This window comes from Dechloromonas sp. H13 (assembly GCF_009469615.1).
Taxonomy (GTDB): Bacteria; Pseudomonadota; Gammaproteobacteria; order Burkholderiales; family Rhodocyclaceae; genus Azonexus.
Window position 1 is genome coordinate 134,328 of record NZ_SSXX01000004.1, and the last position, 26,428, is coordinate 160,755.

Annotated in this window: 26 protein-coding genes; 16 read left to right on the forward strand and 10 right to left on the reverse strand. The window is 65.9% G+C overall.

The genetic code is table 11. From position 1 onward, the window contains the following. Positions 1–6 precede the first annotated feature (6 nt). From GH660_RS10910 to GH660_RS10920, 3 genes are all read right to left on the reverse strand, one after another. Complete coding sequence (locus GH660_RS10910; RefSeq protein ID WP_153146699.1) at positions 7–3,453, reverse strand: indolepyruvate ferredoxin oxidoreductase family protein; 3,447 nt, start codon at positions 3,451–3,453, stop codon at positions 7–9. Positions 3,454–4,229: 776 nt separating this feature from the next. Continuing rightward, entirely contained in the window at positions 4,230–5,624 is a 1,395-nt protein-coding gene (locus tag GH660_RS10915) for an FAD-binding oxidoreductase (RefSeq protein WP_228276464.1), read from the reverse strand. Continuing rightward, the gene (locus GH660_RS10920; RefSeq protein ID WP_153146701.1) at positions 5,617–6,921 is read right to left on the reverse strand and encodes a hypothetical protein; all 1,305 of its coding nucleotides are present in this window, start codon (positions 6,919–6,921) and stop codon (positions 5,617–5,619) included. Before GH660_RS10920 ends, GH660_RS10915 begins: the two co-directional genes overlap by 8 nt. 126 nt (positions 6,922–7,047) lie before the next feature. On the opposite strand from GH660_RS10920, the gene GH660_RS10925 reads away from it, so the two are divergent. The 6 genes from GH660_RS10925 (at position 7,048) to GH660_RS10950 (ending at position 12,633) form a co-directional block, all read left to right on the forward strand. After that, positions 7,048–8,394 (forward strand): branched-chain amino acid ABC transporter substrate-binding protein, encoded by a 1,347-nt coding sequence (locus GH660_RS10925; RefSeq protein WP_153146702.1) that lies wholly within the window; start codon positions 7,048–7,050, stop codon positions 8,392–8,394. 70 nt (positions 8,395–8,464) lie between these two features. Next, a complete protein-coding gene (locus tag GH660_RS10930) occupies positions 8,465–9,388 on the forward strand; it encodes a branched-chain amino acid ABC transporter permease (RefSeq protein WP_153146703.1) in 924 nt (307 codons plus the stop codon). Next, complete coding sequence (locus tag GH660_RS10935) at positions 9,385–10,455, forward strand: ABC transporter ATP-binding protein (protein WP_153146704.1); 1,071 nt, start codon at positions 9,385–9,387, stop codon at positions 10,453–10,455. Before GH660_RS10930 ends, GH660_RS10935 begins: the two co-directional genes overlap by 4 nt. Further along, entirely contained in the window at positions 10,455–11,213 is a 759-nt protein-coding gene (locus GH660_RS10940; RefSeq protein ID WP_153146705.1) for an ABC transporter ATP-binding protein, read from the forward strand. Before GH660_RS10935 ends, GH660_RS10940 begins: the two co-directional genes overlap by 1 nt. Then, complete coding sequence (locus tag GH660_RS10945) at positions 11,206–11,910, forward strand: ABC transporter ATP-binding protein (protein WP_153146706.1); 705 nt, start codon at positions 11,206–11,208, stop codon at positions 11,908–11,910. Before GH660_RS10940 ends, GH660_RS10945 begins: the two co-directional genes overlap by 8 nt. 90 nt (positions 11,911–12,000) lie before the next feature. Further along, positions 12,001–12,633, forward strand: a complete 633-nt coding sequence (locus GH660_RS10950; protein ID WP_153146707.1) for a COG3650 family protein — start codon at positions 12,001–12,003, stop codon at positions 12,631–12,633. A gap of 263 nt (positions 12,634–12,896) precedes the next feature. On the opposite strand, the gene GH660_RS10955 is transcribed toward GH660_RS10950, so the two are convergent. Next, positions 12,897–13,427 (reverse strand): DUF2242 domain-containing protein, encoded by a 531-nt coding sequence (locus GH660_RS10955; RefSeq protein ID WP_153146708.1) that lies wholly within the window; start codon positions 13,425–13,427, stop codon positions 12,897–12,899. A gap of 11 nt (positions 13,428–13,438) precedes the next feature. After that, positions 13,439–14,455 (reverse strand): CDP-6-deoxy-delta-3,4-glucoseen reductase, encoded by a 1,017-nt coding sequence (locus tag GH660_RS10960; protein WP_153146709.1) that lies wholly within the window; start codon positions 14,453–14,455, stop codon positions 13,439–13,441. A 32-nt stretch (positions 14,456–14,487) separates the two neighbouring features. Between GH660_RS10960 and GH660_RS10965 the strand changes: the two genes are divergently transcribed. The 10 genes from GH660_RS10965 (at position 14,488) to GH660_RS11010 (ending at position 22,433) form a co-directional block, all read left to right on the forward strand. Continuing rightward, positions 14,488–15,372, forward strand: a complete 885-nt coding sequence (locus GH660_RS10965) for an NAD-dependent epimerase/dehydratase family protein (protein ID WP_153146889.1) — start codon at positions 14,488–14,490, stop codon at positions 15,370–15,372. After that, positions 15,366–15,782 (forward strand): CopD family protein, encoded by a 417-nt coding sequence (locus GH660_RS10970; RefSeq protein WP_153146710.1) that lies wholly within the window; start codon positions 15,366–15,368, stop codon positions 15,780–15,782. The genes GH660_RS10965 and GH660_RS10970 overlap by 7 nt, the downstream gene beginning before the upstream one ends. Next, positions 15,779–16,924, forward strand: a complete 1,146-nt coding sequence (locus GH660_RS10975; RefSeq protein ID WP_228276477.1) for a class I SAM-dependent RNA methyltransferase — start codon at positions 15,779–15,781, stop codon at positions 16,922–16,924. Before GH660_RS10970 ends, GH660_RS10975 begins: the two co-directional genes overlap by 4 nt. 104 nt (positions 16,925–17,028) lie before the next feature. Continuing rightward, complete coding sequence (locus tag GH660_RS10980) at positions 17,029–18,324, forward strand: acetyl-CoA hydrolase/transferase family protein (protein WP_153146712.1); 1,296 nt, start codon at positions 17,029–17,031, stop codon at positions 18,322–18,324. A 142-nt stretch (positions 18,325–18,466) separates the two neighbouring features. After that, positions 18,467–18,868: a hypothetical protein gene (locus tag GH660_RS10985; RefSeq protein WP_153146713.1), complete on the forward strand. Its 402-nt coding sequence runs from the start codon at positions 18,467–18,469 to the stop codon at positions 18,866–18,868. A 4-nt stretch (positions 18,869–18,872) separates the two neighbouring features. Further along, the gene (locus GH660_RS10990) at positions 18,873–19,397 is read left to right on the forward strand and encodes a YMGG-like glycine zipper-containing protein (protein ID WP_153146714.1); all 525 of its coding nucleotides are present in this window, start codon (positions 18,873–18,875) and stop codon (positions 19,395–19,397) included. 131 nt (positions 19,398–19,528) lie between these two features. Next, a complete protein-coding gene (locus GH660_RS10995; protein WP_228276465.1) occupies positions 19,529–20,740 on the forward strand; it encodes a peptidase domain-containing ABC transporter in 1,212 nt (403 codons plus the stop codon). Beyond that, on the forward strand, positions 20,737–21,255 hold the full coding sequence (locus GH660_RS11000) for a hypothetical protein (RefSeq protein ID WP_153146715.1): 519 nt from the start codon (positions 20,737–20,739) through the stop codon (positions 21,253–21,255). The genes GH660_RS10995 and GH660_RS11000 overlap by 4 nt, the downstream gene beginning before the upstream one ends. Positions 21,256–21,338: 83 nt before the next feature. Next, positions 21,339–21,710 (forward strand): transposase, encoded by a 372-nt coding sequence (locus GH660_RS11005; RefSeq protein ID WP_228276466.1) that lies wholly within the window; start codon positions 21,339–21,341, stop codon positions 21,708–21,710. A 48-nt stretch (positions 21,711–21,758) separates the two neighbouring features. Then, positions 21,759–22,433 carry a transposase gene (locus GH660_RS11010; RefSeq protein ID WP_255478835.1) on the forward strand — a complete coding sequence of 225 codons (675 nt, stop codon included), beginning with the start codon at positions 21,759–21,761 and terminating at the stop codon, positions 22,431–22,433. 134 nt (positions 22,434–22,567) lie between these two features. On the opposite strand, the gene lipA is transcribed toward GH660_RS11010, so the two are convergent. From lipA to GH660_RS11035, 5 genes are read right to left on the reverse strand one after another with little or no spacing between them, the layout of a single operon-like run. After that, the gene (gene lipA / locus GH660_RS11015) at positions 22,568–23,512 is read right to left on the reverse strand and encodes a lipoyl synthase (RefSeq protein ID WP_153146717.1); all 945 of its coding nucleotides are present in this window, start codon (positions 23,510–23,512) and stop codon (positions 22,568–22,570) included. After that, positions 23,505–24,122 carry a lipoyl(octanoyl) transferase LipB gene (gene lipB, locus GH660_RS11020; RefSeq protein ID WP_153146718.1) on the reverse strand — a complete coding sequence of 206 codons (618 nt, stop codon included), beginning with the start codon at positions 24,120–24,122 and terminating at the stop codon, positions 23,505–23,507. Before lipB ends, lipA begins: the two co-directional genes overlap by 8 nt. A gap of 1 nt (position 24,123) precedes the next feature. After that, positions 24,124–24,393 carry a YbeD family protein gene (locus GH660_RS11025; RefSeq protein WP_153146719.1) on the reverse strand — a complete coding sequence of 90 codons (270 nt, stop codon included), beginning with the start codon at positions 24,391–24,393 and terminating at the stop codon, positions 24,124–24,126. Position 24,394: 1 nt separating this feature from the next. After that, positions 24,395–25,270 (reverse strand): D-amino acid aminotransferase, encoded by an 876-nt coding sequence (locus tag GH660_RS11030; protein ID WP_153146720.1) that lies wholly within the window; start codon positions 25,268–25,270, stop codon positions 24,395–24,397. A 4-nt stretch (positions 25,271–25,274) separates the two neighbouring features. Further along, positions 25,275–26,405, reverse strand: coding sequence for a D-alanyl-D-alanine carboxypeptidase family protein (locus tag GH660_RS11035; protein ID WP_153146890.1), 1,131 nt, complete (start codon positions 26,403–26,405; stop codon positions 25,275–25,277). Positions 26,406–26,428 lie beyond the last annotated feature (23 nt).

Sequence of the window (26,428 nt, forward strand, 5' to 3'; positions counted from 1 at the left end):
GCGATTCTATGTCATCAACGCGCCTCGCGCGGCGTCGCGCGCAGCCATCGCCGCTTCTGCCGCGCGGGCGCGCAGCGGCCCGAAGCCGCGCACCGGCGCCGGCCAGGCGGCGAGCGCGCGGGCCGCGGCGGGGTCGGCGCCGGGGCTGGCGAGGATCAGGTCGAGGTCGGCCTCGTAGCTGGCGAGCAAGTTGCGGTCGACCGCCTTTTCGGCGCCGAAACGGAAGGGGTCGAGCCAGCCGCCGCGCAGGCGGCGCGCCTTGGCCAGCCATTTCAGGCCGTGCAGCAGCCAGGGACCGAATACGATCTTGCGCGGCCGGCCGTCCGGCCCCGGCCTGGTCAGGCCGGGCGGCGCCAGGTGGAAGCTCAGGCGCAGGTCGCCGTCGAAGGTGTCGGCGAGGCGCTGCAGGAAATCGGTCTCGGTGTACAGGCGGGCGACCTCGTATTCGTCCTTGGGCGCCAGCAGGCGGGCGTACTGGGTGGCGACGGTGCGCGTCAGTTCGTCGTCGCCGCGCGCGTGGACGGCGGCGATGCGCAGGCGGTAGCGCTCGCCCAGCGCGGCGTCCTGGTAGGCGGCGAGGTGGGCGGCACGTTGGGCGACCAGTTCGCCCAGCGCCGGCTCGACGAAGGGCTGGCCGGCGAGCGGTCCGGCGATTTCGGCCACCTTTTGCGGGTCGACCGCAGCCCGCCGGCCCCACAGGAAAGCCTGGCGGTTGGCGGCGACGGCGGTACCGTTGAGTTCGATGGCCTGATCCAGCGCGCGGGCGGAGACCGGCACCAGCCCGAGTTGCCAGGCGTAGCCGAGGAGCAGCATGTTGCCGTAGAGGGCATCGCCCATCAGCCGGGTGGCGAGATGCTGGGCGTCGAGGAAGGCGACCCGGTCGCTGCCCAGCGTGTCGACGAGTTGCCGCTTCATGCCGGCGAGCGGGAAGTGCCAGTCGCGGTTGCGCGTGAAATCGGCGGTCGGCGATTCACTGCAGCTGACCACCGCCCGCGTGCGCCCTTCAAGCATTTTGGACAGGGCTTCGGTGCCGGCGCTGACCACCAGGTCGCCGCCGAGCACGGCATGCGCCTCGCCGGTGGCGATGCGGGCGGCGTGGATATCTTCCGGCCGGTCGGCGATGCGCAGGTGCGAGAAGACAGCGCCAAATTTCTGCGCCAGCCCGGTCATGTCGAGGGTGGAAATGCCCTTGCCGTCGAGATGGGCGGCCATGCCGATCAGTGCGCCGAGGGTGATGACACCCATGCCGCCGACCCCGGTGATTAGCAGGTTGTAGGGCTGGGCGGTGGCGGGCAGCGCGGGGGCCGGCAAAATCGGCCAGTTTTCGGCGTCGACCGCAGCTGTTCCCTTTTTCAGCCGGCCGCCCTCGACGGTGACGAAGCTGGGGCAGAAGCCCTTGAGGCAGGAGAAGTCCTGGTTGCACGCCGACTGGTCGATCTGCCGCTTGGTGCCGAAGGCGGTTTCGACCGGCACGACGGACAGGCAATTGGACTGCACCGAGCAGTCGCCGCAGCCTTCGCAGACGTCCTCGTTGATGAACACGCGGCGGTCGACGACCGGCATCCTGCCGCGCTTGCGGCGCCGCCGCGCCTCGGTGGCGCAGACCTGGTCGTAGATCAGCACCGAGGCGCCGGCGTAGGCGCGCAGTTCGCGCTGGATGGCGTCGAGCTCGTCGCGGTGGCGGACCGGCACGCCGGGGGCGAGATCGGTGATCTCGGCATACTTGGCCGGATCGTCGGTGACGACGACCATCTTCTCGACGCCCTCGGCCTCCAGCTGGCGCGTGATGCGGGCGACGCTGAGGATGCCGTCGACCGGCTGGCCGCCGGTCATCGCCACGGCGTCGTTGTAGAGGATCTTGTAGGTGATCGGCACCTTGGCGGCGACGGCCTGGCGGATGGCGAGCAGCCCGGAGTGGAAGTAGGTGCCGTCGCCGAGGTTGGCGAAGATGTGCTTTTCTTCGGTGAACGGCGCCTGGCCGACCCACGGCACGCCCTCGCCGCCCATGTGGGTGTAGGTCGAGGTGGCGCGGTCCATCCACGTCACCATGTAGTGGCAGCCGATGCCGGCGACGGCGCGCGAACCTTCGGGCACGCGGGTCGAGGTGTTGTGCGGGCAGCCCGAGCAGAAATGCGGCTTGCGCTCGGCCAGCACGACCGGCGTCTGCGCTGCCTGCTGCTTGGCGGCGATCAGCTTGAGGCGCGCCTCGATGGTCGGTGAGGTGAAGAAGCGCTCGATGCGTCCGGCGATGACGCGGGCGATGGTTGCCACCGGCAGCTCGCCGGTCGCCGGCAGCAGCCAGTTGCCTTCGGACCATTCGCCGATCTCGTCGAACTTGCCGATGACGCGCGGCCGCACGTCCTCGCGCCAGTTGTAAAGTTCTTCCTTGAGCTGGTATTCGAGCAATTGGCGTTTTTCCTCGACGACCAGGATTTCCTCCAGCCCTTCGGCGAAGTGGCGCACGCCCTCCGGTTCAAGCGGCCAGACCATGCCGACCTTGTAGAGGCGGATGCCGATCTTGGCGGCCAGCGCGTCGTCGATGCCCAGCTCGTCGAGCGCCTGGCGGACGTCGAGGTAGCTCTTGCCGGCGGTCAGGATGCCGAGCCGGGGATTCGGCGAGTCGATGATCACCCGGTTCAGCTTGTTGGCGCGGCAGTAGGCCAGCGCCGCGTAGAGCTTGTGGTTGAGCAGCCGGGCTTCCTGGAGCAGCGGCGGGTCGGGCCAGCGGATGTTGAGGCCGTCCGCCGGCAGCCTGAAATCGGTCGGCAGGACGATGTCGACCGCAGCCGGGTCGACGCGCACCGAAGCCGAGGTTTCGACGGTGTCGGCGAGTGCCTTGAACGCCACCCAGCAGCCCGAATAGCGGCTCATCGCCCAGCCGTGCAGGCCGTAGTCGAGGTATTCCTGGACGTTGGCCGGGTAGAGCACCGGCATCAACACCGCCTTGAAGATGTGCTCGGTCTGGTGCGGCAGGGTCGACGACTTGGCCGCGTGGTCGTCGCCGGCGATGACCAGAACGCCGCCGTGCGGCGCCGTGCCGGCGGCGTTGGCGTGGCGGAAGACGTCGCCGCAGCGGTCCACGCCCGGCCCCTTGCCGTACCACATGGCGAACACCCCGTCGTATTTGGCGCCGGGAAACAGGCCGACCTGCTGGCTGCCCCAGACGGCGGTCGCCGCCATGTCCTCGTTGATGCCGGGCTGGAAGGTGACGTGGTGGTCGGCGAGGTGCTGCTTCGCCTTCCACAGCCCGAGGTCGAGGTTGCCGAGCGGGCTGCCGCGGTAGCCGGAAATGAAGCCGGCGGTGTTCAGCCCGGCGGCGAGATCGCTCTCGCGCTGCAGCATGGGCAGGCGGATCAACGCCTGGGTGCCGGTCAGGAAGACGCGGCCGGCGGTGGCGGTGTACTTGTCGTCCAGCGTCGCAGCGAGCGACGACGGCAAATCGGGCTTGCCCATGGTTGTCTCCATTCGTACGGCCTTGTGGGCCGGTTGCTGTCTTCCCGCGCGCCGGGGGGTGGTGGTTGGCGGGATTGGAAATTGGAGTATCGGGGTGGGGGGATGGTTCTGGCAAGCGGGGGGCGAGGGGTGGTTTTGGGGGGCAGGTTTTCGCGTCTGACGCGGTGATGGTTGTTTGGCGCGCTGCATTCCGCCGTTGACCGGCGTCTTACTTTCTTCTTGGGTCGCCAAGAAGAAAGTAGCCAAAGAAAAGGCGACCCTGGGTCGGCGCCCGGCGTTGCCGAGTGTCCTGCGCTACTCGGGTTGTTGGGCGGCTGGCAAAACTCGCCTGCGGCTCGGACAACGCCAGCCGAAGGCCCCCAACAACCCTGCGTTGCTCGGCGCCTCCCAAGGGGCCCGGAAAACCACCGGTACACAATTGGTGTGCCGCATTTTTGGCTTTTTTGGATGGTCGACCGCAGTAGGCAGAGCGGTCGTGCCGCGACGCTCTTCCGGGTCCCCATGTGGAGCGCCGAGCAACGCAGGCGGGCCGGGGGCAGTCGGCGAGGGCTGCCTGAGGGGCGCAGCCCCGAGTTCCGCAGCCGCCCGGCCCTTCGAGTAGCGCAGGGAACCCGGCGTAGCCGGGCGCAGAACCTGGGGTCGCCTTTTCTTTGGCTACTTTCTTTTGGCGAAGCAAAAGAAAGTACGCCCGCCGGCAGGCGGAAAACAGCGCATCAAGAACCCGCCCGCGCGTCAGGCGCAGAAACCAGCAACCCGGAAAAACGAAACCAGGGAAATCACGGCAACACCTTCCCCGGATTCAGCAGATTCTGCGGATCGAGCGCGGTTTTGAGCATCCGCATGACGTCGACCGCCACAGCACCATGTTCGGCGATGAGGTACTTCCGCTTGCCGAGCCCGACGCCGTGCTCGCCGGTACACGTCCCCTCCAGCGCGATGGCGCGCTCGACGACGCGCTCACTGATCCAGGCCGCTTCCGCCATGTCCTGCGGGTTGTCGCGGTCGACCAGGACGACAAGGTGGAAATTGCCGTCGCCGACGTGGCCGAACAGCGCGATCGGGATGTTTACCTTGGCGATGTCGGCCTGCGTTTCGGCGATGCATTCGGCGAGCCGCGAGATCGGCACGCAGACGTCGGTCGGGAAGCAGCGGCCACCCGGCTTGAGTTGCAGGCAGGCGAAGTAGGCGTCGTGCCGCGCCTGCCACAGGCGGCTGCGGTCTTCCGGGCGCGTCGCCCACTGGAAATCGGCACCACCCAGTTCGCCGGCGATGGCCTGGACGGTTTCGGCCTGCTCGGCGACGCCGGCCGGGCTGCCGTGGAATTCGAAGAACAGCGTCGGCGCCTCGGCCAGCGTGGTCTTGCTGAACTTGTTGATGGCCGCCAGCGACAGCGCGTCGAGCAGTTCGATGCGCGCCACCGGCACGCCGAGCTGGATGGTCTGGATCACCGTCCGCACGGCGGCGTCGATGTCGGGGAAGGTGCACACCGCGGCCGAGATGGCCTCGGGGATCGGGTAGAGCTTCACCGTCAGCTCGGTCATGATGCCGAGCGTGCCTTCCGAGCCGACCAGCAGGCGGGTCAGGTCGTAGCCGGCCGACGACTTGCGGGCGCGGCCGCCGGTCTTCATGACGCGGCCGTCGGCGAGCACCGTGGTGGTGGCCAGCACGTTGTCTTTCATCGTCCCGTAGCGCACGGCGTTGGTGCCCGAGGCGCGGGTCGCCGCCATGCCGCCGAGCGTTGCGTCGGCGCCGGGGTCAATCGGGAAGAAGAGGCCGCTGCCCTTGAGCGCGTCGTTGAGCTGCTTGCGCGTGACGCCCGCCTCGACGACGGCGTCGCCGTCGTCGGCATGGATGGCGACGACGCGGTTCATCCCGGAAAGGTCGAGCGAGATGCCGCCGCCCGGCGCCAGCACGTGGCCCTCGACCGAACTGCCGACGCCGTAGGGGATGACCGGCACGCCGTGTTCGGCACACAGGCGGACGACCAGCGCGACTTCGGCGGTGCTTTCGGCGAGGACGACGCCGTCGGGCGGCAGCGGGTCGTGGACCGATTCGTCGCGACCGTGCTGCAGGCGGATCGATTCGCCGCAGGAAAAGCGCGTGCCGAAGTGCTCGGCGAGGCGTTGCCGAAGGCTTTCCGGCAGGCGGCGGGAGGGTGACGGCTCAGCCACGGGAGAGGAAGCGGGTGGCGTTGTCGAGGTCGCCCTGGGTGCGGCCGTCGTACAGCGCATTGACGAACTTGCGCCAGATCAGGTCGGGCTCGCCAATCTGGAAGCCGAAGCGGTGGCTGCCCTCGAACTGCGTGTCCTGCACGCAGCGCACCTGCAGCAGCGACGTCTCCTGGCGGCCGAGCTGGATCACCGCCGTCAGCCAGGTGTCCGGCGTCACCGGTTGCCGGGTGGTGGCGCGGAAGCCGTAGCGCGAAACCTCGCTGACTTCCATGGCGACCGGCTTGCCGTCGTCGTTCGGCACGATCAGGCGTCCCGGGCACTTGACCGAGAAGCGCCGGTGCTGGCGCACCTTGAGGTCGCTGCACGGCTGCGGCAGCGACGGCAGGACCTGCCGGTATTCCGGCAGGTCGTAGATCATGTGCAGCAGCCCCTTCTTGCGCTCGCTCAGGGTGGCGAAGACATCGGTCTTGCGGTTGAAGAAGTGGTCGATCAGTTCCGGCGTCATGACCGGGTCGTTGGTCGTGTAGAAGCGCCGGTTCGGCATCTCGATGTTGGGCAGCTGCATGGCCACGAAATAGTGGTGCAGGTTGCGGCGCAGGGGGCGCCCGCCGTAGTGCTTGCGCAGGATTTCCGGCGCGTGGCGGAGATCGAGCGTGGCGCCGATCGCCGGCGCGCCGTTGACGAAGTCGTAGCTGTCGACCACCGTGCCCGAGAGGCGGCGGAAGAAGAGCAGCGATTCGTAGGTCTCGATGTGCTTCGGGTTGACCGCGATGACCAGGTGCCGGGTGTCGAAGAAGGTCGTGCAGTACTCGTACATGAACTTCAGCAGCGGCAGCAGCACCATCCCGCCATGGCCCTGGAAGTCCGGGTGGATCGCCAGCGCCGAGGCCTCGGCGATGTTGCCGCGCCGGGCGCGCACGCTGGTCAGGTCGAAGATGCGCTGCAGCGGGAAGCCGATGGCGCTCTCGCGGATCAGCGAAAGCGTCCCGACGACCTTGCCGTCGTACTTGGCGCACAGCGTCGTGGTGGTCGGCAGCGCGTGGTAGATCGTCACCCGCATGCCCGACGGGTCGGGGTGCATGAAGCCGCGCTTGACGTAGGTGTCGTGCAGCAGGCGGAAACAGGCCTCCAGCTCGTCGCGGGTTTCGGCGATCTTCAGGGTCAGGCGCGGGCTGGGCGCCGGGTCGTATTCTGCGAAGTAGCGGAAGACGCGATAGCGTTTGCGCCGTGGCAGCAATGCAAGCGCCTCGCGCGCCGCCCGGTTGGTGATCGTTCTCAGGAACTTGATAGGCCGCATGGCGATGCCGGATTGTTGTCCTCTTTCTGCAATCATCATAGCACCTTGTTATTGACAGGACTCTGGTGCCTCCGGACAATCGCCTGACAATCAGCCATTCCCCCCGACCCGTCAGGAGAAACCTCGATGCAAGCCAAGCTTTCCGTTGTTGCCCTTTCCGTTGCCGCCGCCCTGGCCATGACCGCCTGCGGCAAGAAGGAGGAACCGAAGCCCGCCGCCGCCCCGGCCGCCCCGGCGCCGGCCGCCAAGCCGGTGATCGTCGTCAAGCTCGGCCACGTGGCGCCGATGACCGGCCCCCAGGCTCACCTCGGCAAAGACAATGAGAACGGCGCCCGCCTGGCGATCGAGGAACTGAACGCGCAAGGCCTGGAAATCGGCGGCGCCAAGGTCAGTTTCGAACTGCTGGCCGAAGACGACCAGGCCGATCCCAAGCAGGGCTCGATCGTCGCCCAGAAGCTGGTCGACGCGAAGGTCCAGGGCGTCATCGGCCACCTGAATTCGGGCACCACCATCCCGGCTTCCAAGCTCTATTCCGACGCCGGCATCCCGCAGATTTCCGGTTCGGCGACCAACCCGAAATACACGCAGCAGGGCTTCAAGACCGCCTTCCGCGTGATGGCCAACGACGTCCAGCAGGGCAAGGCGCTCGGCGAATTCGCCGCCAAGCAGGGCGCCAAGACCGTCGCCATCGTCGATGACCGCACGGCCTACGGCCAGGGCCTGGCCGACGAGTTCAGGAAGTCGGCCGAAGCCGCCGGCATCAAGGTCGTCGCCACCGAATACACCAACGACAAGGCCACCGACTTCAAGGCCATCCTGACCAAGATCAAGTCCACCAAGCCGGATCTCGTCTTCTACGGCGGCATGGATGCCCAGGGCGGCCCGATGGCCAAGCAGATGAAGGAACTCGGCATCAAGGCCAAGTTCCTTGGCGGCGACGGCGTGTGTACGCCCGAGTTCATGAAGCTGGGCGGCGAGGCGACCGAAGGCAACTACTGCTCGCTGCCGGGCATGCCGCTTGAAAAGCTGGCCAAGGGTCCGGAATTCAAGGACAAGTTCAACAAGAAGTTTGGCGCCGAGATCCAGCTCTACGCCCCGTATGTCTACGACGCCGTGCTGGTGATGGCCGATTCGATGAAGCGTGCCGACTCGGTCGATCCCGCCAAGTACCTGCCGGAAGTCGGCAAGACCAAGTATGACGGGGTCACCGCGGTGATCGAGTTCGACGAGTTCGGCGACCTCAAGGGCGGCGCGATCTCCATGTACCAGTACAAGGGCGGCAAGCTCGAGTACGTCGAGACGCTCGGCGGCGGCGCCATGGGGGCCGTGAAGGAAGCGGCTGCCGAGGTCAAGGAGGCCGCCAAGGCGGTGGCCGGTGCGGCGGCAGCGGCCGGTTCCGATGCTGTCAAGAGCGGCGCCGAGGCGGTCAAGGGCGCCGCCGAGGCAACCAAGGCAGCGGTCGAGAAGAAGTAAAGCCGGCCCGACGCGAACGAAACGGCACCGCAAGGTGCCGTTTCCACATGTTGCGGTCGACCTTCCCAAAATGGATATTTTCCTCCAGCAGATCATCAACGGCCTCGTCCAGGGCAGCATCTACGCGCTGGTCGCGCTGGGCTATACGATGGTGTACGGCATCATGGGCCTGATCAACTTCGCGCACGGCGAGGTGGTGATGATCGGCACGCTGGTCGCCATTTCGGTCGCCGGCACCCTTATCAAGGCCGGCGTCCCGGTGGCGCTGGCCGGCGTCAACGGGCTGGCGGCGGCGGTTCTGGTCTGCATGGCGCTCGGCTGGGGGCTGGAGCGCATCGCCTACCGGCCGCTGCGCAACGCGCCGCGCCTGACGCCGCTGATCACGGCGATCGGCATGTCGATCGTCCTTCAGAACGTGGCGATGATCGTCTGGGGGCGCAACTACCTGACCTTCCCGCACCTGTTGCCGAAGGTCAATTTCGAGTTCGCCGGCGCCCATTTCACGGCCATCCAGGTGATGATCGTCGGTGTTTCGGGGCTGACCATGGCCGGCCTCGTTTTCCTCGTCTATCGCACCAGGCTCGGCATGGCGATGCGGGCGACGGCACAGAATCCGCAGGTGGCGAGCCTGATGGGCGTGAACAGCAACCGCGTCATTTCCGCCGCCTTCGTCATCGGCTCGGCGCTCGGCGCGCTGGCCGGCGTCATGGTCGGCACCTATTACGAAATCGCCCATTACCAGATGGGCTTCATGCTCGGCCTCAAGGCATTCACGGCGGCCGTCCTCGGCGGCATCGGCAACCTCGCCGGGGCGATGGCCGGCGGCATCCTGCTCGGCATCATCGAGGCGCTCGGGGCGGGCTACATCGGCGACCTGACCGGCGGTTTCTTCGGCAGCCACTACCAGGACATATTCGCCTTCATCGTGCTCATCGTCGTGCTGATGTTCAAGCCGTCCGGCCTCTTCGGCGAGAAGACCGGAGACCGGGCATGAGCAAGTGGTTCGACCCGCGTTCCACCTTCGGCATGCTGCTGATCGCCGCCGTGCTGATCGCGCTGCCCTTCGTCGCCGCGCTGGGCGGCCAGGCCTGGGTGCGCATCGTCAATTTCGCCATCCTCTACATCTTCCTGGCGCTCGGCCTCAACATCGTCGTTGGCTATGCCGGCCTGCTCGATCTCGGCTACGTCGCCTTCTATGCCGTCGGCGCCTATACCTACGCCCTGCTCGCCAGCCCGCATTTCGGGTTGCACTGGCCGTTCTGGGTCATCCTGCCGCTCGGCGCGGCGCTCGCCTGCGTCTTCGGCGTCCTGCTCGGCTCGCCGACGCTCAAGCTGCGCGGCGACTACCTGGCCATCGTCACCCTCGGCTTCGGCGAGATCGTGCGCATCTTCATGAACAACCTCAATGCGCCGATCAACATCACCAACGGGCCGCAGGGCATCACCCTGATCGATCCGGTGGCGATCGGCGATCTCAGGTTTTCCGGTACCTCGCAGATATTGGGCATTTCGCTGAGTGGACCGCAGAAGTACTACTTCCTGCTGCTGGCGCTGGCCATTCTCGTCATCGTCATCAACCAGCGCCTGCAGAATTCGCGCATCGGCCGCGCCTGGCAGGCGATCCGCGAGGACGAGATCGCCGCCAAGGCGGTCGGCATCAACACGCGCAACCTCAAGCTGCTCGCCTTCGCCATGGGCGCCAGCTTCGGTGGCGTCGCCGGCGGCGTCTTCTCGGCGATGCAGGGCTTCGTCTCGCCGGAGAGCTTCTCGCTGATCGAGTCGATCATGATCCTGGCGATGGTCGTCCTCGGCGGCATGGGCCACATTCCCGGCGTCATCCTCGGCGCCGTGCTGCTGACCGTCCTGCCGGAGGTGCTGCGCTACGGCGTCGGGCCGCTGCAGATGGCGCTGTTCGGCAAGATGCTGATCGACCCGGAGAGCCTGCGCATGCTGATCTTCGGCCTCGCGCTGGTGCTCGTCATGCGCTTCAAGCCGGCCGGCCTGTGGCCGTCGCCGGAGCGCAAGCGCGAGTTGAGCGAGAAGCGGACGGGGGCAGCCTGATGACCGTGCTGCTCGAAGCGAAGGCGGTCGCCAAGCATTTCGGCGGCGTCAAGGCGCTGCGCGACGTCTCGCTGACCATCCGCCAGGGCGAGATCTACGGCCTGATCGGCCCCAACGGCGCCGGCAAGACGACCTTCTTCAACTGCATGACCGGCCTCTACATTCCGGACGGCGGCGGCTTCGACTTCGCCGGCGCGCCGCTGGTCGCCGATGCGCCGCACAAGGCGGCCGAGCGCGGCATCGCCCGCACCTTCCAGAACATCCGCCTGTTCGCCAACATGACGGCGCTCGAGAACGTCATGGTCGGCCGCCACGTGCGGACCGCCGCCGGGGTGCTCGGGGCGATCTTCCAGAACCGGGCGACGCGCGCCGAAGAGGCGGCCATTCGCCAGCGCGCCGAGGACCTGCTGCACTACGTCCGCATCGAGGACCGCGCCGACGACCTGGCCAAGAACCTGTCCTATGGCGACCAGCGCCGCCTGGAAATCGCCCGCGCGCTGGCCACCGAGCCGCGCCTGCTGTGCCTGGACGAGCCGGCGGCCGGCATGAACGCCACCGAGACCGAGGAACTGCGCGACCTGATCGACGGCATCCGCCGCGACGGGACGACCATTCTGCTCATCGAGCACGACGTCAAGCTGGTCATGGGCCTGTGCGACCGCGTCGCCGTGCTCGACTACGGCGCGATGATCATCGAGGACGTGCCGGCGGTGGTGCAGAAGGATCAACGCGTGATCGAGGCGTACCTGGGTGCTTGAGGTTACCGGACTCCGCGTCGCCTACGGCGGCATCCAGGCGGTGCGCAGCATCACCTTCCACGTCAACGAGGGCGAGATGGTGGCGCTGATCGGCGCCAACGGCGCCGGCAAGACCAGCACGCTGAAGGCCATCGCCCGCGTCCTCGATGCGGCGGGCGGCGACGTCCATTTCTGCGGCGAGAAGATCACCCGCATCGCGCCGCACGACGTCATCCGCCAGGGCATCGCGCTGGTGCCGGAAGGGCGCGGCGTCTTCCCGCGCCTGACCGTCGCCGAGAATCTGGCGATGGGCGCCTTCGTGCGCAACGATGCGGTCGACATCGAAAAGGACCTGAAAATGGTCTTTGGCTACTTCCCGCGTCTCAAGGAGCGCGAGGCGCAACTGGCCGGCACCCTGTCCGGTGGCGAACAGCAGATGCTGGCGATCGGCCGCGCGCTGATGAGCCGGCCGCGCATGCTGCTGCTCGACGAACCGTCGATGGGCCTGGCGCCGATCATGGTGCAGAAGATCTTCGAGGTGATCCGCGCCGTCGCCGCCCAGGGCATGACCATCCTGCTCATCGAGCAGAACGCCAAGCTGGCGCTCGAAACCAGCCAGCGCGGCTACGTCATGGAGAGCGGCGAGATCACGCTGCACGGCGCCGCCGGCGATCTGCTCAACGATCCCAAGGTGCGCGCCGCCTATCTCGGCGAGTGAGCCGTCCGCGCTTTTTTCAGCTGCATCAAACCCGTCGGCGCCGCCGCGCGCGACAATGACCGTCCGTTGTTCCCGACCCTGCGAGAAGCCATGAAAATCCGCCATTCCATCGTCGCCCTGCTGGCCGCCGCGTTCGCCTGCGGACTGCAGGCCCAGGGCAGCAAGCCGGCCGACACCACGCCGAAGATCGCCGCCGGCCTGCTGATGAAGCAGGGCGACAAGCTCGTCTTCGCGCCCTGTCGCGACCGCAGCTATGCCTTGGTCGACGACATTTCGCCCGAGCGGGCGGTGACCAAGGCGCTCGACGGCATTGGCCTGGCGGCCGGCAGGAAGCTCTACGTCGAGCTGATGGCGGTGGTCGACGGCGGCATGGTCCGCGCTTCCGGACTCAACCTGGCGCGCGCCGAAGGGCGCTGCCAGCAGCCGGGCGGCAACGAGGAATCGTGGCGGGCCAGCGGCAACGAGCCAAGCTGGCTGCTGGCGATCGGGCCGGAAGTGGTGGTCCTCAAGCGGCTGGGCAAGGCCGACGTCAATGTGCCCGGTGGGGCGGCCACCCGCGACGGCGGGGTCGTTCGCTTCGAGGCGCGGACGGATGCGGCGCGGCTCAGGGCGCGCTTCGAACCCAAGGTCTGTCTCGACACGATGGCCGACGCGGTGTTCGGCTGGACGGCGACGGTCGAGTTCAACGGCGAGGCGCTCAAGGGCTGCGCCTGGCAGCGCTAGGGCGTGTTCACAGTAAGCGACGGGCTGCGCAAGGGGCTGGCGGGGAGGCAGTGTAAGGCGCCGGTCGCGCGGTGCAGTGATCTGCACAAGCGAACGGCAACGCGGCAATACGCCCCGCCAGCCCCTTGCCCTTCGGGTTTGCCGGGACGGGCGGTCGCCGGCGTCGCTCGGCTTGGGAATGCAACGACCATTCCCCGCGCCTCGCGCCTTGGCGCCCCTCCCGTCCCGGCAAACGCAGTCCCGCCGGTTACTGTGAACACGCCCTAGCCGCCCAGCGCGTCGATGAGGGCGAACAGCCGGCGGTAGAAGTCGGGGTCGGCGATGGTTTCCTCGCCGACTTTGACCAGCACATCCTTGTCGCCCCCCCACGGCAGGTTGATCGAGCCGAAGCCGGCGACGCTGACGCCGGCGCTGGTGCCGCGTGACTTCAGCTCGTAGCGCGTCTGCAGGGCATTGGCGTACAGCCCGGCGCCGACGTTGCTGGGCAGGCAGACCAGCGTGATGTTGAGCTTCATCACGTAATCCGCCTGCGGCTGGAAGAGCTTTTCGCCGCGGATGGTCTGCGGCTTCGAATCATCGACCTGGTAACCCTGGCTGAGCAGCGCCCGGCGACCGAGTTCGCAGGCGGCCTCGGGTTCCTTCGTGCTCCAGTAGCGGAACGGCGAATCGGCGTTGAAGGTCTCGGCGGTGTAGGCGGCCGGCGGCGGCGACGCGCAGGCGCCGAGCAACAGCCCGCCCAGCGCGAGCAGGGCGGGGCGCCATGCGGGGGTGACGAGGGAACGGCGGCGCGGCATGCGGTGCGGAATCAGGTGGTCGAAAAGCTGAAGGCGTCGGCGAAGAATTCCTCTTCCGGCAGCCGGCAGGCGGTGACGAAATCGTGGCGCGCCGCGTCGATCATCACCGGCGCGCCGCAGGCGTAGACCTGATGGCCGGAGAGGTCCGGGAAATCGGCCATCACCGCCCGGTGCACGAAGCCGGTGCGGCCTTCCCAGGCGTCGCCGGGTGCCGGTTCCGACAATACCGGCACGTAGCTGACGCTGGCGTTTTCCGCCGCCCACCTTTGCGGCAGGTCGCTCTGGTAGAGGTCGGCGCGGGATTTGGCGCCCCAGTAGATATGCATCGGGCGCTGGCATTGCTCGGCCAGCGCGTGTTCGACGATGGCCTTGATCGGCGCGAAGCCGGTGCCGCCGGCGAGCAGGATCATCGGCTTCGGCGAATCCTCGCGCAGGTAGAAGCTGCCGTGCGGCCCGTTGAAGCGCAGGATGTCGCGCACCTTCATGGTCGAGAAGACCTGGTCGGTGAACAGGCCGCCCGGCACGTGCCGGATGTGCAGCTGCAGGAAGGCGTCGTCGTGCGGTGCGTTGGCCAGCGAGAAGCTGCGCCGCCGGCCGTCCTTGAGCAGGATGTCGATGTACTGCCCGGCGAGAAACTGCAGGCGCTCGCTGGCCGGCAGGCGGAGGTGCATCTCGATGACGTCCGGCGCCAGCCGTTCGAGCTTCTCGATGCGCGACGGCAGGGTCTTGACCGGGATGTCGGCGCCCGAGGTCAACTGCTTGCACTCCAGCGTCAGGTCGGACTGCGGCCGGGCGCAGCAGAAGAGGGCGAGGCCGGCCGCCTTCTCCTCGTCCTTCAGCGCGTTGGGCTGCGCCTTGCCGTGGTCGACCGTGCCGGCCAGCACCTTGCCCTTGCACGAGCCGCAGGCGCCGTCCTTGCAGCCGTAGGGCATGGTGAAGCCCTGGCGCAATGCGGCGTCGAGGATGGTTTCGCCGGCTTCGGCAGCGAACTGGCGGCCGCTCGGCTGGACGGTGATCTGGTGGCTCATTGTTTCCCTTGGTCGTCGGCTACAATGCCGGCGTGCAAAAAATCCTGATTGTCGGCAGCGGGGACGTGGCCCGCCGCATCCTCTCCCGCCTTGCCCGCCGCTATCGCGTCTATGCGGTGCTGCGCGACGCTGGTCGTTGCGCGGCGTGGCGCGCGGCCGGCGCGACGCCGCTGCTGGCCGACCTCGACGACCGGGCCAGCCTGCAGCGCCTGGCCGGCCTCGCCGACTGCGTGCTGCACCTGGCGCCGCCGCCCGGCGAAGGGTCGGGCGACCGCCGCACCCGCAACCTGCTGGCCGCGTTGGGCAAGGGCGAAAGTCTACCACGCCGCCTGATCTACGTTAGTACGACCGGCGTCTACGGCGATTGCGCGGGCGAGCGCATCGACGAGACGCGCCGCCTCAACCCGGAAAGCGCCCGCGCCGGCCGCCGGGTCGCCGCCGAACGCTGCCTGCGCGCCTGGGGGCGGCGTACCGGCGTCAGCGTGGTGATCCTGCGCGCACCCGGCATCTACGCCGCCGACCGCCTGCCGCTGGAGCGCCTGGAAAAGGGACTGCCGGCGCTCGCCGCGGCGGACGACGTGTACACCAACCACATCCATGCCGACGACCTCGCCGCCGCCTGCCTTGCCGCCTTGCGTCGCGGTCGCAGCAACCGCGCCTACAACGCGGTCGACGATTCCGACCTGAAGATGGCCGACTATTTCGACCGCGTCGCCGCCGCCTTCGCCCTGCCGCCGCCGCCGCGCCTGTCGCGCGCCGAGGCCGGGCGCCGGCTGTCGCCGCTGCAGATGTCCTTCCTGCGCGAATCGCGGCGCATCGGCAACCGCCGCCTCAAGAACGAACTGAAACTGCGGCTCGCCTATCCGACGGTCGACGACGGGATACGCGCCGCGCTGGAAAGGAAATCCGCATGCTGATCGTCAAGGCCCTGCACATCTCGCTGGTCGTCGCCTGGTTCGCCGGGCTCTTCTACCTGCCGCGCATATTCGTCAATCTGGCCATGGTGCCGGCCGACAGCGTTGCCGAGCGCGAGCGCCTGCTGCTGATGGCCGGCAAGCTGTACCGCTTCATGACGCCGCTCGGCGTGCTGGCGGTGCTGTTCGGCCTGTGGCTGTGGTTCGGCTACGGTTTCTCGGGCGGCTGGCTGCACGCCAAGACGCTGCTGGTCGCCGGGCTGCTTGTCTATCACTGGCATTGCGGGCGCCTGCTCAAGGCTTTCCGGACCGGCAGCAATGCCCGGTCCCACGTCTGGTTCCGTTTCTATAACGAAATGCCCGTGCTGGTGCTCTTCGCCGTGGTCTTTCTCGTCGTCCTGAAACCCTTCTGATGAACAAATATTTTGCGATCTGCCCGCGCGGGCTCGAGGAACTGCTGGTCGAGGAACTGCGCGCGGTCGGCGCCGACGAGTTGCGGTCGACCCACGGCGGCGTCCATTTTTCCGGCGACTGGCTCGTCTGCTACCGCGCCAACCTGGAATCGCGGCTGGCGACCCGCATCCTCTGGCACATCGTCAAGGGGCCCTACGCCAAGGAAGAGGACATCTACCGGCTGGCCGTCCGCCAGCTGTGGCCGAACCATTTTTCGGTGTCGCGCACCATGCGCGTCGTGACGACGGCGATCAAGTGCCCGCTCAAGTCGCTCGATTTCGTCACCCTGCGCGTCAAGGACGCCGTCTGCGACCGCTTCCGCGAGGACCTCGGCGAGCGGCCGAACATCGAGACGCGCCATCCGGATGTCAGCATCCATGTTTTCCTGACCGAGAACGAGTGCACGCTGTACCTCGACACCTCGGGCCAGCCGCTGTGGCAGCGCGGCTTTCGCAAGGCCAGCGTGGACGCGCCGCTGAAGGAAAACCTGGCGGCCGGCATCCTGAAGATGACCGGCTGGCAGCCCGGCCTGCCGCTGGTCGACCCGATGTGCGGCAGCGGCACCTTCCTGCTCGAAGCGGTGCAGGTCGCGCTCGACCGCGCGCCGGGGCTCGACCGTGGGTTCGCCTTCGAATTGCTGAAGAGCTTCGCGGCGCTCGACTGGGCGCACCTCCGCCAGGCCGCCGAGGCGCGCTGCAAGCCGGCGGAGCCGCTCGACATCCGCGGTTACGACATCGACGACAAGGCAGTGCGCGCGACCCGGCGCAATCTGCAGGAAGCCGGATTTGGCGGCATTGTCACGGTCGACCGCGGCGATCTGCTGGAAATCCAGCCGCTGACCGATCGCGGCATCCTCGTCACCAACCCACCCTACGGCGAGCGCATCGGCGAGCAGGAAGAACTCGCCGCGTTCTACCCGCAGCTCGGTTCGGCGCTGAAAAAACACTGGGCCGGCTGGAACTGCTTTTTCTTCACCGCCGACCTGCGCCTGCCCAAACTGGTCGGCCTCAGGCCGAGCCGCAAGACGCCGCTGTTCAACGGTCCGCTGGAATGCCGCCTGTTCGAGATCCGCATGGTGGCGGGGAGCAACCGCAAGGCTTGATCGTTACCCGCCGGCAGGCGTATTTTCTTGATCTTGGTCAGCCCGGCGGGCTGGCCGCTATGCGAGCATCACGATTTCGAACAATAAACCGAGGAGAGAACCGCATGTCCGCCAAGGCGCTTTACCAGCAGAAACGCATGTCCGCCACCGATGCCGTGCGCGTCGTCCGCAACGGTGAAACGATCATCGTCCCGACCGCCGTCGGCGAGCCACCTGTCCTGTTGACGGCGCTTTCCGAGCGGCGCCGCGAATTCCGCGACGTCAAGGTTTCGCAGATCCTGGCGGTGCGCAAGTACGGTTACCTGGACCCCGAGACGATCGAGCACGTCCGCCACGAGGCCTACTTCTTCAGCGGCGCCTCGCGCGCCGGCGGCCAGGAGGGCTGGATCGACTACATCCCGGCCTATTTCTCCGAGCTGCCGTCGCTGATCAAGAACGACCTGATTCCCGCCGACGTCGTCTTCAGCCTGGCGTCGCCGATGGACGAGCACGGCTATTTCTCGCTGGCGCTGGCCGCCGACTACACGATGGCCGCCATCGAGAAGGCGCGCGCAGTGGTGCTCGAGGTCAATCCCAACGTGCCGTTCGCCAACGGCGACTGCCACATCCACATCTCGCAGGTCACCGCACTGACCGAGAGCGAGGAGCCCATCCTCGAGGTCGGCCTGCCGAAGATCGGCCCGGTCCAGGAGGCCATCGGCAAGTACGTCGCCGACATGATCCCCGACGGCGCCACCCTGCAGATCGGCTACGGCGGCATTCCCGACGCCGTGGTCATGCAGCTGACGCACAAGCACGATCTCGGCATCCACACCGAGATGGTCGGTGACGGCATCATGACCCTGGTCGAGGCCGGCGTCGTGACCAACCGCAAGAAGAACTACCATCACGGCAAGATGCTGGCGACCTTCGCGCTCGGTTCGAAGAAGCTCTACCAGTTCATGCACCGCAACCCTGCGCTCGAAATGCACCCGGTGGACTTCACCAACGATCCCTACCTGGCCGGCCAGAACGACAACCTGCACGCCATCAATGCGACGATGCAGATCGACTTCATGGGCCAGTGCGGCTCCGAGAGCCTCGGCTTCGCCCCGTATTCCGGCACCGGCGGCCAGTCGGACTTCGTGCGTGCCGCCAATCGATCGAACGGCGGCAAGGCCTTCATCGTCCTGCCGTCGACGGCCAAAAACGACACCATCTCGCGCATCGTGCCGACGCTGTCGCCCGGCACGCACGTGTCGACCGGCAAGAATGACATCAACTACGTGGTCACCGAGTTCGGCGTCGCCCAGCTGCGCGGCAAGACCGCCAAGCAGCGCTGCGAGTCGCTGATCGCCATCGCCCATCCCGACTTCCGTGGCGAACTGCGCGAGATGGCGAAGAAGATGAAGCTGCTCTGAAGCGCCGATGCCGGGCGGCGCGGACGGCTGCCGCCGCTGCCCGGCGCTTACATCTTGTAGCAATTTGTTTCGGTGGCACGCCGCGCAATCGGCTATCTTTTCCATATGCGGAGGCATGAATGCCTGCATTGGAAACGTTCGGATGAATGCGCGAAAAATCCTCTTTGTCCTGATGGCGCTGCTACTCGCCGGCATCGGGAATTCCTGGGCGGGCGGCCGGGTCTATGGCGGCGTCGGCGTCTATCTCGGCGGTCCGGGTCCCTACTGGGGCTGGGGGCCACCCTACCCGCGTCCGTACTATTACCCGCGTCCGTACTATCCGGGGTTCTACCCGTATCCCGGGCCCTATTACGACGAGGCGCCGGTCGTCGTCGTTCCCGCGGCGCCGCCGGTCTACATCGAGCAGGGCGACGCGGTCGCCGTCGAACAGGCTCCGAACGGCTCGCAATACTGGTATTTCTGCCGCGCCGCGAACAATTATTACCCCTATGTGAAGGAGTGCCCGGGCGGCTGGCAGAAGGTTCCGCCACGTCCGGCGCAGTGAGCCGATGAAAATCCGAAACCGTATCGCCGCGCGTGCCGGCATCGTCGCCGGCGCGCTAGTTCTCGGCGCCTGCACCGTCATGCCGACCGGGCCGAGCATGCTGGTCCTGCCTGGCACCGGCCGGTCGATGGAGAGCTTCCGCTACGACGACAACGAATGTCGCCAGTATGCCTACGCCCAGATCGGCGGCACCACGCCGCAACAGGCGGCGAACCAGGCAGCAGTCGGCAGCGCCGTGGTCGGCACCGCGGTCGGCGCCGCCGCCGGGGCGGCGATGGGCGGCAGCCAGGGCGCCGCGGTCGGGGCCGGCGTGGGTCTGGTCGGCGGCAGCGCGTGGGGCGCCAATTCCGCCTATGTCTCGGGCTATGGCGCCCAGCGTCAGTACGACAACGCCTACATCCAGTGCATGTACGCCAAGGGGCACCGGGTGCCGGTGCCGGCCAACATGGCCTATCCGCGGTCGGTGCGCAGCGATCCCGACATTCCGCCCCCACCGCCGGGCGCGCCGCCGCCTCCGCCGCCCAGGTAAGCCTGGGGAGGCGCCATGCAAGGTACCCGATAGCGCACCGGCAGGCGTCGCCCGGCCTGAATGTCGGTTGAGACTTTCGCGCCGGGTGCATCGCAATCCGCCCGCTGCCCGGCACGGGCATAATGTACGCCATGAGCATTGCATGGCTTGTCATCCAAAGCACATCCGGGCAGGGGCGTCTCAGCTTCCTCGTCGCCCCGGTCTTCCGCGAGCGCCTCAACCAGCAATTCATGCTCGGTGCCCGCAACCAGTCCTTCCTCACCGAATACGTCTCGGGCATGGCGACGGTCAAATCCCTGCAGATGGAACCCGACATCGACCGCAAGTACGGCGACTTCCTCGCCCAGTACCTGGCCGCCGGTTTCTCCACCAAACAGGTGGGCAATACCTACAACGTCATCGCCAACGGGCTGGAACAGGTGATGACCCTGGCCATCCTGATCGTCGGTGCGCTGCTGGTCATGCAGAACGACGGCTTTACGGTCGGCATGCTGGTCGCCTTCCAGATGTTCGCCAGCCGCATGAGCCAGCCACTGCTAAGACTCGTCGGCCTGTGGCAGGAATTCCAGCAGGCCAACATCGCCGTCAAGCGTCTGGGCGACATTCTCGATATGCCGCAGGAACCGCATACCCTAACCCCCAGCCGGGAGAACCAGGGACCGGGCAGAATCGACCTCAACCATCTCGCCTTCCGCTACTCGGAACATCACCCCTGGCTCTACCGCAACCTGAGCCTGAGCATCAAACCAGGGCACCTCACGGTACTGATGGGGCCGTCGGGCTGTGGCAAGAGCACCCTGGCCAAACTGCTGCTCGGTTTCTACCAGCCCAATGAAGGCAATATCGCCCTCGATGGCAAGGACATCCGGCATCTGGCGGCCAACGAACTGCGCACCACCTTCGGCGTGGTGCCGCAGGAAACCGTACTCTTCTCCGGTACGCTCTACGACAATCTGGTCATGGCGCACCCGCATGCCAGTTTCGAGGACGTGATCCAGGCGTGCAAGGCGGCAGAGATTCATGAGGTGATCGAGAAACTCAATGACGGGTATCAGACGGAGATTGGGGAAAGAGGTACCGGGCTGTCGGGTGGGCAGAGGCAACGGATTGCCATTGCCCGGGCGTTACTGAAGCGGCCCAAAATCCTGATCTTCGATGAGGCGGTGTCGAACCTCGATCAGCAGACGGCGGAGCACTTTGCCAGGACGATCAACAAGCTGAAAGGCAAAGTGACGATGTTGTTCATCACGCATCAGATTCCGAGGGGGCTGGCGGTGGATGAGGTGATTGAATTGGGAACGAATACCAACCGGCAGATGGAAGTGCTAGAGGAGGAGAAATGAAGACAAGGGATTTGAGCCATGGCGAGAGAAAGACTCTGTCGCGAGTAACTCTGGTGAAAAAAAGAGAACCACAAATTAAATATGATCACTTAAGGAGCGGTGTAAATAAATATTTACTCTTGGTTTGGCTTGTCCTTTTGACATCAACAGCCGTCGCAGAGTCCTGCCAGATGGTTGGTGGGTGCGTCGGGAACGTTTGGTATATACATGTTCCCAAGGTGCAATTCGAACATCAAGAAATTTTTAACACCCAAGGGTTGCCCAAAGTAAATGAGGTTGTAGCGCTCTCGAAGGCCGTTTCTTTGCTGGATTCACACACTTTCACCTACCAGGCTTACCAAGAGGAGCTACGCCAGGATCTCAAACACGCTATTGAAAAAGGAGTCGTGCTCGGAGGGTGGGGTTCAATACTCCACTCAGGCTCGAAGGTGAGAGTTCTCTCGTATCAAACATTTCCTGTATTGGGGGATATGGGAAATGAATTGTTCGTGTTGGTGTTAGTGGTGTCTGAATAATCAATTTCCAACGAGCTATATCTTGAATGACAACACGAACAATCAAAGGGGTCAGAGACATTTAGTTTTCTGAGACATTGAATATGCCCCGTCGCCCCCGAGTTCTTCTTGCCGATTACCCGCTGCACATTGTTCAGCGCGGCATCAATCGCGAGCCGTGTTTTTTCACAGATGAAGATTACTACTGCTATCTCCATTGGCTGGAGGAAGCGGCTGGCAATTGTGGCTGCAGAATTCATGCTTATGTACTGATGACCAACCACGTTCATTTGCTTCTGACACCATTGGCCAATGGTGCGCCATCGCGAATGATGCAATCCGTCGGCCGTCGCTATGTGCAGTACATCAACCGTTTCTATAGGCGAACCGGCAGCCTGTGGGAAGGGCGGTACAAATCCAGTAATAATAGGGGACAGACCCCGTTTTTCGCTGCGCTGCAACACCCCCTCTCTTGAGACCTTCGTATGCCGCGACGTGCGCGACTATCGCTTCCCAATGTTCCGTTGCACCTGATTCAGCGCGGCAACAACCGGCAAGCCTGTTTCTTCGCCGATGAAGACTATCTGTTCTACCTCGAGTGGCTGAAGGATTGTGCCGGCAAGGCGGGCTGCGAGATTCACGCCTACGTGCTGATGACGAATCACGTGCATTTGATGCTGTCCTCGCAGACGGCAGGTGGTGCGGGAACGATGATGAAGGCGCTGGGGCAGCGTTACGTGCAGTACGTCAATCGCACCTATCGACGAAGCGGCACCCTGTGGGAGGGGCGTTTCCGTTCCTGCCTGCTACAGGAGGAGAACTATCTGCTGGCTTGCCAGCGCTATATCGAGTTGAATCCGGTCAGGGCGGGCATGGTTGTCCATCCCGGCGAGTACCGTTGGTCAAGCTACGGGGCAAATGCCCAGGGCGAGGGGAATTCCCTGGTTAGCCCCCATGAGAGGTACCTTGCGTTGGGGGCCGAGGCGGAGTCGAGGCGATCCGCCTACCGCGAATTGTTCCGGCATGAACTGGCGCCAGGCGTGGTCGACGAGATTCGCGGGGCGACGAACGGGAACTACGTGCTAGGCGAAAGCCGTTTTGCCGAGCAGATTGCCCTGGTTCTGGGCCGCCGGGCGCAACCGGGAAAACCGGGTCGCCCGCGCAAGGAGATGGTGCCGGAATCGGAAGAACTGTTTTGAAAACGGGGTCTTTCTCAGTTTTCCTTGGGTTTGTTGCGGTCGACCGCCAAAAAGGGGCAAAAATGCTTGCCCGGCATGGAGCGGCGAGTAATGGGGTGTTGCGACCGGGGCCGTTCCGATAATGGTTGTGCGGCTCAGGCGACGCCGGCAGTGTGCGCCTGCTGGTCAGCCCAGTAGCTGGAACGGACCATTGGCGCGCAGGCGGCGCCGGTGAAGCCCATCTTTTTGGCTTCTTCCTCGTACATCCTGAAGGTGTCTGGCGGCACGTAGCGGCTGACCGGCAGGTGGTGCCCGGTTGGCGCCAGGTACTGGCCGATGGTCAGCATCTCGACGTCGTGGGCGCGCAGGTCGCGCATGACGTCGAGGATTTCCTCATCGGTTTCGCCGAGGCCGACCATCAGGCCGGATTTGGTCGAGACCTGCGGGTAGCGCGCCTTGAACTGCTTGAGGAATTCGAGCGAGTGGGCATAGTCGGCGCCCGGGCGGGCCTGCTTGTAGAGGCGCGGCACGGTTTCCATGTTGTGGTTGAGGACGTCGGGCAGCGCGCCGCCGAGGACGTCGAGGGCGACTTCCATGCGGCCGCGGAAGTCGGGGACCAGGGTTTCGACGGTGGTGGCCGGCGACAGGTCGCGGACGTGGCGGATCACGTCGACGAAGTGCTGGGCGCCGCCGTCGCGCAGGTCGTCGCGGTCGACGCTGGTGATGACCACATATTTGAGCTTGAGCGCGGCGACCGATTCGCCGAGCTGGCGCGGTTCATCCGGGTTGGGCGGCAGCGGCTGGCCGTGGCCGACGTCGCAGAAGGGGCAGCGGCGGGTGCAGATGTCGCCGAGGATCATGAAGGTCGCCGTGCCGCGCCCGAAGCACTCGCCGATGTTGGGGCAGGTGGCTTCCTCGCAGACGGTGTGCAGCTTGCGTTCACGCAGCATGGCCTTGATCTCGCCGAAGCGCCCGGCGCTGTTGCCGGCCTTGACGCGGATCCAGTCGGGTTTCTTGAGCGGCCGGTCGACCGGGACGATCTTGATCGGGATGCGCGCGGTTTTGAGTTCGCCTTTTTGCTTGACGCCTTTTTCAGCCATGTTGTATTTCCAGTTGCCGTAGCAGGTGTTGAGAGAGTTGCTCGCCGGCCTCGTGAGCGGTGAGCGGAATGCCGAGGTCGCGGGTTTGCGTGACCTTGAGCCCAGCATAGCCGCAAGGGTTGATTGCGGTAAATGGGTAAAGATCCATATCGACATTGAGCGACAAGCCGTGGTAGCTGCAGCCGTTCCTGATCTTGAGGCCGAGGGCGGCAATCTTGGCATCGCCGACGTAGACGCCCGGGGCGCCGGTGCGGCGCTCGGCGGCAACGCCATGTGCCGCGAGAAACTCGATGATGCCCTGTTCGATGGCGGTGACCAGTTCGCGGACCTTGATCTTCAGGCGGGCCAGATCGAGCAGCAGGTAGATCACCACCTGGCCGGGGCCGTGGTAGGTGACCTGGCCGCCACGGTCGATCTTGACGATTGGGATGCCGATATCTTCGAGCAGGTGTTCGGGCTTGCCGGCCTGGCCCAGCGTGAACACCGGCGGATGCTCGACGATCCACAGTTCGTCGGGCGTTTCAGGGGTGCGGGCGGCAGTGAAATCCTGCATGGCCTGGAAGGTCGGCGCGTAGTCGACCCGTCCCAGACGTTTGACGACGCAATCCACGTTACAGGACGACCTTCACCAGCGGGTGCGCAGTCAGGTCCATGTACAGGGCGTCGAGTTGCGGCTTCGAGGTGGCGACCACTGTGCACGTCAGGCTCAGATAGTTGCCGCCGGAGCTGGCGCGCATCTCCATCGTCGCGCCGTCGAAGTCGGGAGCGTGGCGGGTGACGATCTCGAGGACGACCTGGGCGAGCTCGTCCTCCGCCTTGCCCATGATCTTCAGGGGAAAGTCGCAGGGAAATTCGAGGAGGGTGTCCTTGTACGAAGCCATCTCAGCCTTTGCGCATTACAGTGTTCTTGAAATCCTGATACCACTGCCACATCCGCTCGCCGACCGGGCCCGGCTTGCCGTTGCCGACGGGAGCTCCGTCGAGCGTCGTGATCGCCAGCACTTCCTTGGTCGAGGAGGTCATCCAGACCTCGTCGGCGGCGCGAAGTTCATTTTCGTGAATTTCGCGTATTTCGAGCGGTTGACCGTGGCAGGCGGCCAGTTCTAGGACGACGTCGTAGGTGATGCCGGGCAGCATGAAGCGGGTCTTTGGCGGGGCGAGCAGCACGCCGTCCCTGACCACGAAGATGTTCGACGCCGCACCTTCCTTCAGGCAGCCGTCGCGGATCAGCAGCGCCTCGGCGCAACCGGCGTCGACCGCCTGCTGGCGGGCCAGGATGTTGGCGAGCAGCGAGATCACCTTGAGGTCGCAGTGCGCCCAGCGGTCGTCGGCGACGGTGATCGCGGCGACGCCCCGGGCGCGAACGTCGGACGGCGTGGTGACCAGCGGCGAGGCGAAGGCGAAGACGGTCGGCGGCACGCCGGCCGGCGGGAAGGCGTGGTCGCGCTTGTCGTCGGCGCCGCGCGTGACCTGCAGGTAGATCGACAGGTCTTCCCACGGCGCTTCGGCGATCAGCCGGTCGACGACGGCCGTCCAGCCGGCGGTGTCGAGCGGGTTGGCCAGGCGGATGCCGTCGAGCGTCGCCTGCAGCCGCGCCAGGTGTTCGGCGCAGCGGAAGGGGCGCCGCGAGTAGACCGGGATCAGTTCATAGACCCCGTCGCCGTAGAGAAACCCCCGGTCGAGCGGCGAGATGCCGGCTTCCGCCAGCGGCAGGAAGCGGCCGTTCAGGTAGACGGGGTCGGCGACATAGGGGGTCATGGGCTTACTGGAACCAGAGCAGGACGCTGTCGATGGTACGACCGAAGATGCCGATCAAACCGACATTTTCAAGGGCCGGCACGGGATATTCGCCATACAGCTTGCCGTCGATGGTGACCTTCAGCGAACCGAGCGGCTGGCCGGCCTCGATCGGCGCCATCAGGCGCGGCTGCGGCGTGAATTCGCTCTTGACCTTGTCGGCGTAGCCGCGCGGCACGGCAATCATGAACGGCCGGTCGAAGCCGGCCTTGACCGTCTTCTGCGTACCCTTCCAGACGCGCAGCGTGGCCACCGGCTGGTCCTTGGGGAACAGCGTCACGGCGTCGTAGGACTGGAAGCCCCAGTTGAGCAGCTTGAGCGATTCGCTGGCGCGCGTGGCGTCCGACTTGGTGCCGAGAACCACCGACAGCAGGCGGCGCTGGTCACGCAGGGCCGACGAAACCAGGCAGTAGCCGGCGCCCTCGGTATGGCCGGTCTTGACGCCGTCGACCGATGAATCCATGAACAGCAGGCGGTTGCGGTTGGGCTGGGTGATGTTGTTGTAACGGAATTCCTTCATCGAGTAATACTTCCTGTATTCCTCGGGGAAGTCGCGGATCAGCGCCGCCGCCAGCGTCGCCAGGTCGCGCGCCGTGGTGTATAGCTGCGGGTCGGGCAGGCCGGTCGAATTGGTGAAGTTCGACGAGTTCATGCCGAGACGCTTGGCCTCGCGGTTCATCATCTGCGCAAAACTCTCCTCGCTGCCGGCGATCGCCTCGGCCAGCGCGACACAGGCGTCGTTGCCGGATTGCACGATCATGCCCTTGATCAGGTCTTCCACCGGCACCTGTGTGTCGACCTTGATGAACATCTTTGAGCCGCCGGTTTTCCAGGCCTTCTGCGAGACCGGGATCGGCTGGTCGAGGGCGATGGTCTTCTGGCGCAGCGCGGCGAAGGTCAGGTAGGCCGTCATCAGCTTGGTCAGCGAGGCGGGCTCGATGCGCTCGTCTGGCTTTTCTGCGGTCAACACCTGGCCGGAGCCCATTTCCAGCAGCAGCCAGGATTTGGCGGCGAGTGTCGGGGGCACCGGCAGTTGCTGGGCCGTCGCGTGGCCGGCGAGCGTGATCAGCGCGAGGAGGGCGATGAATTTGCGAATTTGGAGCATGGAATTTTCGATTC